This window comes from Serratia sp. T13T92 (assembly GCF_047530105.1).
Classification (GTDB): domain Bacteria; phylum Pseudomonadota; class Gammaproteobacteria; order Enterobacterales; family Enterobacteriaceae; genus Chania; species Chania fonticola.
Map to the genome: position 1 here is coordinate 81,684 of NZ_JBLJAK010000022.1, position 8,314 is coordinate 89,997.

The 8,314-nt window shown below is 49.5% G+C and carries 6 protein-coding genes and 1 tRNA gene; 3 read left to right on the top strand and 4 right to left on the bottom strand.

Annotated elements, in window-relative coordinates; translation table 11 throughout:
* Positions 1–3: 3 nt before the first annotated feature.
* Both ACMV5I_RS19185 and ACMV5I_RS19190 read right to left on the bottom strand, forming a co-directional pair.
* Complete coding sequence (locus tag ACMV5I_RS19185; RefSeq protein ID WP_237737075.1) at positions 4–2,511, bottom strand: fimbria/pilus outer membrane usher protein; 2,508 nt, start codon at positions 2,509–2,511, stop codon at positions 4–6.
* A gap of 87 nt (positions 2,512–2,598) precedes the next feature.
* Complete coding sequence (locus tag ACMV5I_RS19190; protein ID WP_162304339.1) at positions 2,599–3,156, bottom strand: fimbrial protein; 558 nt, start codon at positions 3,154–3,156, stop codon at positions 2,599–2,601.
* A 462-nt stretch (positions 3,157–3,618) separates the two neighbouring features.
* Between ACMV5I_RS19190 and ACMV5I_RS19195 the strand changes: the two genes are divergently transcribed.
* A complete protein-coding gene (locus ACMV5I_RS19195) occupies positions 3,619–4,437 on the top strand; it encodes a hypothetical protein (RefSeq protein ID WP_414825069.1) in 819 nt (272 codons plus the stop codon).
* 222 nt (positions 4,438–4,659) lie between these two features.
* Here the strand turns inward: ACMV5I_RS19195 and ACMV5I_RS19200 are convergent, their stop codons facing one another.
* Positions 4,660–5,214 carry a phospholipase D family protein gene (locus ACMV5I_RS19200; RefSeq protein ID WP_414825070.1) on the bottom strand — a complete coding sequence of 185 codons (555 nt, stop codon included), beginning with the start codon at positions 5,212–5,214 and terminating at the stop codon, positions 4,660–4,662.
* Between the two features lie 144 nt (positions 5,215–5,358).
* Between ACMV5I_RS19200 and ACMV5I_RS19205 the strand changes: the two genes are divergently transcribed.
* Positions 5,359–5,431 (top strand) — tRNA-Glu (locus ACMV5I_RS19205).
* A 252-nt stretch (positions 5,432–5,683) separates the two neighbouring features.
* Complete coding sequence (locus tag ACMV5I_RS19210) at positions 5,684–6,280, top strand: hypothetical protein (protein WP_202672777.1); 597 nt, start codon at positions 5,684–5,686, stop codon at positions 6,278–6,280.
* 54 nt (positions 6,281–6,334) lie between these two features.
* Here the strand turns inward: ACMV5I_RS19210 and fadK are convergent, their stop codons facing one another.
* A complete protein-coding gene (gene fadK / locus ACMV5I_RS19215; RefSeq protein ID WP_414825071.1) occupies positions 6,335–7,975 on the bottom strand; it encodes a medium-chain fatty-acid--CoA ligase in 1,641 nt (546 codons plus the stop codon).
* Between the last annotated feature and the right edge of the window lie 339 nt (positions 7,976–8,314).

Genomic DNA, 8,314 nt, shown 5'->3' on the forward strand with positions numbered 1-8,314 from the left:
AGATTATTGGGTTTTACATACCGTAGAGGAGCTGAAAGACAGCGACACATTCTGGCCCTGCAGGCTGAAGAAACAGTGTCGGCCTGCCGCATCCATCGCTTTCAGGGTGGACTCATTGCTGACTCCGGAAATATAGACCTCGCCATTTTCACCCACCATGCCAACGCTTCTCTTCTCGGCAGCGTCTTCAACGGTGGTGCCAAACGGGATCGGCTGGCCCTGGGGGTCGGTTAACCGAATAAATGCTTTGATCCCCCGGTAAACATTCAGTCTGCGATAGCCAATCGCCCCTTTGGTTAGCACCGTTTGGATGTTAGCGACTGAACCATCAACATCATCGGGGAGCCGTTTAGCATCAACCGAGTAATCGGTACGGTAATATTCCGGGACGTCATTGATGATGGCCAAGCCTTGAGCGTTGGTTGGCTCGTTGCGGTCACCGTTGCCAACATAAACACCGGCAATACCCTTGGTGTCGAGCAGCAATCTTGAGTTTCCGGAATAGCCGTCACGGTGCATAACGGCGCCATGAGCGGTAGCCGTGAAGCCGGACTTGATGCTGCCGCCCAGATAGTAATCGTCGTCACTCATCGATGCGTTTAAGGTGGTGGCAACCTTGGCCATTTTTTGCGAAGAGTTGGCATTGATCTTACCTTGCCGCAAGCCGTCATAGGCGCTGGCGCCAACGGACCAGATATTATTGGGGTCAACATTATTGGTATAGGACAGGCTAGGTAATAATTTACCGTTGTTGGTACGCATAGCGGTATTCATATAGCTTTGGTCACCTAATGGAATATTAAAGCTCAGGTAGATCGAGTTGTTGTTTTTCTGGCTCTGTGAATAAAAACTTTTCTTATACTCGGTTCGGTTTACCGAGAGATAGGTATTGATGTTTTTCATGCCGGCGAAGTCAAAGGATTTTGACACGCTTAACCCGTAGGTATTACTGTCGGAAGCGTCCTGCCAGTAAGTTTGCTTGCTATAAATGGCGTTCAGTGAAAAACCGAGATCTGTAAAGTTCTTGCTGGCGACGATATTGTAACTTTCCTTGCTGGTGCTGACATAATTCGGACTGTTTTTCAGCGTGATAAAATCATTCAGCGTCAGGAAGTTTTCCTCTGAGAAACGGTAGCCCGCAAAGGTAATTTGGCTATCAATGCTGTCGAACATTTTCGAGTAGTTGATACGGTAGCTTTGGCCCCGCGGGCGGGAGTTTGCCAGCTGTGCATCGGTGTGGGTTACGTCAAAGGATAGGGCACCTAGCACGCTCATATCGTAACCAATCCCCCCGTTGATGGCGTAGTACTGTTTATCGGTAAGGATAAAGCCGCCAAACAGTGACGTTCCGGAAAGGATGCCGAGCGAGGCTTCACCGGTGGCGAGATACGGGTTGAAACCGCCACTGTTTTCATTGGATTGCCCCAGCATGACTTTATATCTGACATGACCGGAACGCGTCAGGAAAGGGACGTTGGAGGTTTGAATGGTTGAGGTTCTCTCCTCACCATTTTCCTCGCGGATGGTCATTTTTAACTCGCCAGAAGTCATGTCGGTGAGATCGTTGATGATAAAGTTACCGGGCGGCACCATCCTTTCATAGATAACGTTATTATCACCGCGGGTGATGATGATTTTGGCGTTGCTGTTGGCAACCCCTTCTATGACCGGCGCATAGCCACGCAATGCCGGTGGCAGCATGCGGTCGTCACTGGCCATGGCAACCCCGGTATAGTCAATGGCGTCGAAAACATCGGATGAAAGGTAGTTTCTGCCGATAGTTAAATGGGCACCGGCATTATTGAGTGAGCGCGCCAGGTAAACCGTTGGCGTGCTGAAGCGGGATTGTTTTTCGCCCTGTCTGCTTTTATATAAAAATGCCTGATGACTACTTCTTAGACGCCAGGAACCGTAGTTCACACCGGCAGTCCCGTAGCCAGATAATGACAGGTAGTTTGAACCCTGCTTATTCTGATAGACGTTGCCACTGGCGTTATAATCAAGCAGGATACCGGGAATGCCTTCATCCCATTGTGCCGGTGGTGTCCAGTTGGGATCGTTATACTTTAAAGCGGCTTGCGGGATCGTCAACAGCAGTTCGCTCTTTTTTCGATCGATTCTCAGCGTGCTGCCTGCATAATCCTGGACGATAATGCAGGCGCTATCCCTTGGTGCGTGGCGTTCCAACATTCCCTGCAATGCACTACTTTTTAAATCAAATTTCTGCAACAGTTCCGGGGTAAAGCAAACCTTGCTATCACCTTCGACATCGACTATCTGGAACTGAAGGGTGTCGAGAGTTCTATTATTCAACTTTAACAAAAGGAGGTAGTTTCCCGCCGGAATATAATCAGGGCGTGAAAAATTACTCAGACTGACACTCTGTTTATCGAGAACGTCCAATGCCCTGGTTTCAAACTCAATATCATTGTTTTTTGCCTGGGCTGAATGCGCAACAATAATAAAAAACAATAGGGTTGAAGCGGGTGAGTAATTTTTCTTATTGTTCATAATAATAGTTTCTGAACGCTAGTAAGTAGCAGGTTTGGCCAGGCCATACCTGCTAGGTGATAATTACCGCTAATGCACTTGGGGGTTTTAGAGGTAGGTCAGAGAGAAGCTGGTTAATGCATCATAGTGACCGGCAACTACCGCTTCCCCTTCCAAGGCAACTACCTGAGCGGAGAATTGCAGGGTGTTGTCTCCGGTGCGCAGGCTATAAGGCTCAGATTTTGTCGCAATTTTAACCTGTTTGTTAGCTGCATCTATCAGGCGGATGGCCAGACCCTTGGCATCACCGGTGACCCCCAGGAAACCATTGGCACCACCGACAGACATGCCATCGAAACGGACGTTGACTTTGGTTTCGGCGGCAGCCTTAGGATCAAACGTGCAGCCGATAAGCTTGATTTTAAATTCGATAGGGGTGCTGTAACCGATAGTGTTCAACTGGGCGTCAGAAACCTGTCCCAAGCTGATTGATTGGTTGTCTCCATCAATACCTGGAGCTAAACCGCAAGGGGCTTTTAACACCGAGCCTTTGAACAGGATCTGGCCATTGCCTTGGGAACCAGGGGGAACCTCAGCCAGAACGGTACCGCTCAGTGCTAAAGAGGCTAATACGGTAGCGCTTAGCAGGGTTTTCTTGATAGTCATTTTTAATCTCCATATATACATGCAGTCTTTGGTATAAATCGGCTATACCTTTCCTTGAGGTTGCTTATATAAAAGGCCTCACGCATAACGCCTTATCTTGTTGCCAGGTGTGAGGCCTCTTAAAAACCATAAATCATTAGCAATAGGTGTCCTTTTTAGCAGGCCTTTCCTTGGGGGGATGAGACTCTCACAGTACCCTGGATGAGTCACTGTCCATTTTTGTTATTAATTTTTGGTGTTTATAATAATTATAATTAAGTTTGTTTATAATTAATTTTAGTTAAGGTGTTTTGATTATTAAGTTGTTTAAATTCAATTGCTTAAATTATTATCCGCCTACTTGATAAATAGGGGGTATAACCATTGACATTAGTCTTGCTTAACACTAGGCTGTTTTTTTGTTTTGATTTATTGCTTATTTGTTGTCGATAAATAAACTGAGATGGAGCTAGTGGCGTGGTAGTGTCAATAATCAATGGCAGGAGGCGTAAGATTGGTCTAAATGAGGGTTTGGATGCGGCGGTAGTGACTTATTATAATGCGATTAAGCCAATTTACCTGTCTAACCCTCTTCATTTTAAGATAATATTTAAAGCTAATCGGGCTATTATTTTGTCGGCCATTTTAGGTGGCTATTACAGCTTAGATAATCCTTCTTTCAAAGAAGTTAAAAAGCTCTGTATTAACAATGAGTTGTTAAGTAGTAATGCCTTGGATTCGTTTATCTCTTTCTTGCAGGTAGGAGGGCGCTTGGCGATCAGGCGTGATGAACAGGATAAACGCAAATTAACCTACCAACCGACAGCCAAAGGGGTAAATGAGGTTCGTGAGTTGATTGATAGCCTGCTGCTGGCTTACACGATGATCTACCCTGAGTTCGCTCTTACACCTAGGGTTGATCACGATGATTTCATGGCGGATTTTTTCAAAAATTATACACAGGTCATAGGGAAAGAACTGTTTGTGTATGACGCGGTGCCAGATAGCCGCGTATTTTTGACCAAGGATGGGGGACACATGATGATGTTTCACCTGTATATCGAAAGTCTCAGGCAAGAAACGTTAACGGTGCAATACAACTATTTAAAAGCATCAACGGAGTTTTCGGTATCCCGCTCACATATCAAGCGATGTTTTCAGGCCGCCGAGCGGTTGGATTTATTGAACTTGAGGCAAGATGGCAAGACCATCGAGCTTAAACCCCGTTTTATCGATATGGTCAGAGAGGCCTTCTGTTTTTACCTGGCGACCGTGGAGTATGGCGTTTTTGGGGTGCGTTAACCGAGTAGTCCAACACCACACCAGGCATTGTCGTGGCGCTGTACACTTCGCCCGTCTTAACCCAATGGGTAGGGGCCTTACATAGTCGGCTGTAGGGGCGCAGCATGCGATGCTGCTCCCGCTTTGATTCAGAGCACACATCTTCACCAAGACGCTGAATAATATCCTGACGTAACAGGAATTTTTGTATCTTGCCCGAAGTGGCCACGCTTGCAGATGAACTTATTGTGGCAGTTTCGTGGCTTCAAGCCTCACTTTGTAAGGCAGGCCCAAATCCCAGCGGCTTTGCCAGTGTGCGATGAACTGCCTGGTAACGTCGGGCATATGGCGCAGTACCACCACGTTTTCGCTATTTTGTGTTTCAGCTGAGGGAGCATAGTTAAACGAGCCGGTTTCCACCGTCTTGCCATCGACAATCATCGTCTTATCGTGCTGAATATGATAATGCCCATCAATGCGCATCTGTATGCCGTGAGTTGCCGCGTAGTTAATCGCGGTTTGGCTGGTTTTGCCCTGATTCCGGCGTTTATCGACTACCACGCGCACCTCCACTCCCCGATTGTGCGCCGCTACCAGCGCCTGGGTGATATCTGGTGCCTGAAAAGAATAACCTATCATTTGGATGGACTGATGTGCATGGCTGATAATGTTCAGCACCAACGCCCGCGCCGAGCCTTCGGGCGAAAACCCTACCTGCACGTTAGGGGCCGCATTGACAGCGGTGGGCAAGGCGATGACAGCGATCAGCGCTAGCCGATTTATCCGGTATTTAAACAATTTTGTGCTCCACGGTGAACGCGGTAGGAATAACAAAGCTGGCCAGGTTCGGTGAGTTTAACTTGGTCGCAGGGGGTATTTCACGACTAAACTGGTTGATCAATTGACCTCTATCAAAATAGTCAACAGTATGTCATTTGGATGTCTGGTATAGCTCAGTGGTAGAGCAGTCGGCTCTCCATCCGACTGGACACAGGTTCGAGCCCTGTTGCCAGAGCCTTTCATTTCTCCTGTTGAAATCTATCAATTTTATTTGTTATTTCAGGGCTTGCGGCCACGGATCGTGACAGCATTTTTGCTGTGCCTTTGCCCGAGGCATAAGTTTTGACTATCCTAACTGTGGTACGATTAGCGTGGTGATTCAATGCCATGTGGTTTAAATGCATGACTTCTTTTGCTAGTGATGAGTGACTAGTAGAGAAATGCATTTCCGTTTGATTGACCATTGATAAATAAGGATAGTTGTATAATGAAAGTTATCCGCTCGTTGATTAAAGCCACCACCGCACTTTCCCTCCTGGCCATCAGTATCACTTCAGCCTATGCAGACGTTATCCCTCTGGCCGGAGAGGTCCAAACCGATCAGTTCGCTGCGAAAGTGGTTTCAGTCGACCAACAAAACCGTGTGGTGGTTTTGGCTGGGGCAGAAGGGCATAACGTCAGTTTTAAACTGACCGATCAGGCAAAGGATTTAACCCATTTAAAGGCGGGGGATACGATCCAAGCCACGATAGTGCGCTCGCGCATCGTTAAACTTGATACTGATCTGAATAAGGCTGCGCCGGCGATCACTAGCCTTTATGAAGAAAGCAACGCCACCAAGAACAATCCAAATCCTAACGTCAATGCCGTGCATCAGGTCAATCTGACCTTGAAAATCACGCATATTGATGTGAAAAAGCACGAGATCACCTTTGAAGGGCCAGCGGGGCGTCAGAAGGTCGTTTCTGTTGAAGATCCTGCTATCCAGGCGCGCCTGAAAGATCTGAAAGTGAATCAGAGCGTCGTAGTGACCTATACTGATTTGCTTGATATACGTGCCGATCACACAAAGAAGTCAGATTGATAAAGCCTTAACCGGCTTCCTACCTTGGGGCGCAGCATACTGCGCCCGCATAGATCAGCAATGAGCGACCTCTTCACCAAGACGCTGGATAATATCCTGACGTAGCAGGAACTTTTGTATCTTGCCCGAGGCGTTACGCGGCAGGTTGTCCACCACCACCAGATGTTCCGGGTATTTGTATTTGGCGACCCGTTTGCGGCCAAAGAACGTGATGACCTCCTCCAGGGTTAGCGAACCGTAAGCGGCCTTTAGCACCACGTAGGCGCAGGATCTCTCCCCTAATCGTTCATCCGGCATGGCGACAATCGCGGCATCATGGATACGCGGATGTTGCATCAGAATATCCTCCACTTCGCGGCTGCTGATATTCTCCCCGCCGCGCACGATAATATCTTTCTTGCGGCCGGTGATTTTAATGTAGCCGTCAGCATCCATGCGGCACAGGTCACCGCTGTAGTACCAGCCATCCTCATCCAGCGCGCGGGCAGTCAGCTCAGGTTCATCCAGATACCCCATAAATACGTTGGGGCCACGCGAGGCCTCTTCGCCTTCTTCGCCGTTGGGGAGTGGGTTGCGCTCTTTATCCACCACTTTGATTTCTACCCCAGGTGCGGCAAAACCGTCGGTGTTGAGCACGCGGGAAAGGGGATCGTCCAGGTTGACCACCGAGTGGGGCGAACTTTCCGTTGAGCCGTAGACGCTGAGCAGTTTAATGCCCATGTGCAGGCAGTCCTGGGCAATTTTTTTCGGGATGGTGGTACCGCCGCACAGGAAGAAGCGCAGCGATGAGATGTCATGTGGCTGCTGTTGCAGGGTGCATAACAGGTCATAGACAAAAGGCGTTGCCCCGAGTACGCAAGTGCAGCGTTCTTGTTGCAGCAGGGCAAGGCAATCGAGCGGATTAAAGATATCCAGCAGGACGCTGCGTGCGCCAATCAGAAAGGGAGCCGTGACGCCGTGCAAAAAACCGGTCGCATGCCCCAGCGGTGCGGGCATCAGGAAGGTATCCAGCCAGGTGAGATTGAGCCGCGCGCAGTAGGCACGCTCGCTGGCCAGAATATTATTGTGCGTCAGCATCACGCCTTTGGGTTTGCCTTCGGTGCCGGAGGTGAACAGCACGGCGGCCAGTTCATCGCCATGCACGCTGACCGGGGTGGCCAGTGGTGGAGTATCCCTTAGCAACTGGCTAAGTGAAGGTGTTGTGGTTGCGGGGGAAAGCTTGTCGACGGCAACGACCTCTAGCAGATCGGGAAGCTGATCCCGCAGCGGCAGGATGAGGTCAATTGGCCGGCTGTTTCTGAACGAGGTCGGCGCGAACAGCACCCTGGCCTGGCATTTGTTCAGCACCCAGACCAGCTCGGCCTCTCGCCAGGAGGGGAGCAGGGGAACGGAAACTGCCCCCGTTTTCAGGCAGGCCAGGTAGATCACGGTAAACTCACACCAGCCGGGAAGCTGAAATGCGACGCGGTCACCCGGTTGAATACCGCAGGAGATCAACCATGTTGCCAAGCTACTTGCCGCGCGGTCGAGGGCGGCATAAGTGTAGGACGTCCCCCGATTGTCGATCACGGCAATCTTTTCCGGCATGGCCTGCAGGGTTTGATGCCAGTAATCGGCAAGCGAGGCGTCGCCCCAAAAACCCTGTTGCCGGTATTTGGCCCGGCGTTCGGGATTGAGTTTTATCGTGACACTCATTGGTTTATCTCTATTCATTATTTCTGGGGGGATGTTGAACTGTTCTGGTCCGGTAAACATAGCCCCTCACCCTAACCCTCTCCCACAGGGAGAGGGGACCGATCGAGCGTGTTTGAAATTGTAGTGACTCACCTTTGATGAGTGACGAGCGGTTTGCTGAGATGGTCTCTTTACTGCCAAAAGTGCAAGGGCTATCAGCTCCCTCTCCCTACGGGAGAGATACCGTCTTGTCGGCTATCCGGCAAGCGGTATTTCCGCATTAAATGTCTTTCCTGATTTCACCACACCATAGGCCAGTTGCAGCAGTTTTCGCATCGCCGCACACACTCTCTCTTTGCC